We start from the raw sequence: 1443 nt of genomic DNA, 5'->3' as shown, positions 1-1443 counted from the left end.
AGGATGATCTCGGCTTGGAAATGTCGCCACTTGAAAAGCTCAGAAGTTTTCATTTACGAGAGAGAAAAACATGGGCTCTCACATTATCATCAGGCCGCTGACTGACCCCTGTTTTTGCGACACAACCTTAGAAAGGATATAGACGCAAATGGTGCAATTCTGCTTACTGCAGCCGCTCTCGACATTGTCGTCTTAGGTGCGTTCATTCTTTTGAAAGGAACTTCCGACCCTATGATTCTGTTGGTGGCCGGTTTAGGATTGGTCTTCACATTTTTGGGTGAGCGGTTCTTCCTCAAGAATCATCGAAGGACTCAACAGTAACCCTGATTTGTAGCTAAGCAAATAGTTAGAATCTACAGGCTATGAGGCAATTTAAAGAATAGTCGTTTCCTCCTTTTTATAGTTGAGGCATGTGCTCTCCGTGCGCATATTATTAGTTGAAGATGAACCAGATCTAGGAGCGGCGATTAAGCGGACCCTCAATCACGAAGCTTATATTGTTGATTGGGTTCTTAATGGCACTGAGGCTTGGAATCATTTAGAGGATCAGTGGACACAGTACACTCTGGTCATTTTTGACTGGCTACTACCAGGTCTTTCTGGCTTAGAGCTATGCCAATACCTCCGAGCCCGACAGCGATAGTGACACCTTGCCTTTCATTCGTACTGAACTTGATTGGATATCAGTAGCTCTTGAGTCTGGCAAGCCTTTTTTGGGAATTCGCCTTGGGGCTCAGCTATTGGTACATGTACTTGGTGCAACAGTTGCACCTCACCCCCAAAGCTTGGTCGAAATTGGCTACTTCCCAGTAGTACCAACCCTATCCGGTCTAGAGCATTTTCCGGAAGCACTATATATCTATGAATGGCACAGTGAAGGGTTTGAACTGCCGCAGGGTGCTGCCTTGTTAGCCTCTGGCGAGACTTTTGCCAATCAGGCATTTCGTTATGGCAATAACGCCTACGGTCTACAGTTCCACCCTGAGATAACAGCAGAGATTATGTATAGATGGATGGAGCGAGGAGTCGATCGAATAACGTTTCCTAAGGCCCAGTCTTACAAGGAGCAGATTCAGCGGCATGCTGTTTACGGTCCAATAGTTGAAAATTGGCTCAAAGGATTTCTAGAACTATGGCTCAAAGTTTAGCTTCACTTTACACACTGAGTTACTGAGTCAGCAGGAAAGGGTTGGGGTTGCCGCAGGAAGGGTCATGTATCAGCTTCAACGTGACCTGAGCGGGCTCAAGCTCCTTCCCAGTTGCGCTGGGGTTGACGACTTCCCCCTATCTTGCTGGATGATTGGACAGATTGTCCCTGCTCGAGGGATGGGGAAATCCTGCCAGCCTGAGAGGAGACCCTGAAGTTCGGCTCTTAGTATCAGTAACTGCTCAATCTGCTGGTCGACTTGTACGACCTTGTCCTCCATTTTCTTCTTAATGTCA

Annotated in this window: 1 protein-coding gene and 1 pseudogene; both read left to right on the top strand. The window is 47.0% G+C overall.

The window, feature by feature from the left end; all coding sequences use genetic code 11:
* Nucleotides 1-421 precede the first annotated feature (421 nt).
* Nucleotides 422-634 (top strand): annotated as a pseudogene (locus AC2VE5_RS27365) (response regulator); the annotation flags it as partial.
* A gap of 16 nt (nucleotides 635-650) precedes the next feature.
* Nucleotides 651-1148, top strand: coding sequence for a glutamine amidotransferase-related protein (locus AC2VE5_RS27360; protein ID WP_486890677.1), 498 nt, complete (start codon nucleotides 651-653; stop codon nucleotides 1146-1148).
* Nucleotides 1149-1443: the final 295 nt, after the last annotated feature.

It is taken from the genome of Aliterella sp. E5.1 (assembly GCF_057473825.1).
This window is presented reverse-complemented; position numbering and strand designations above follow the sequence as displayed.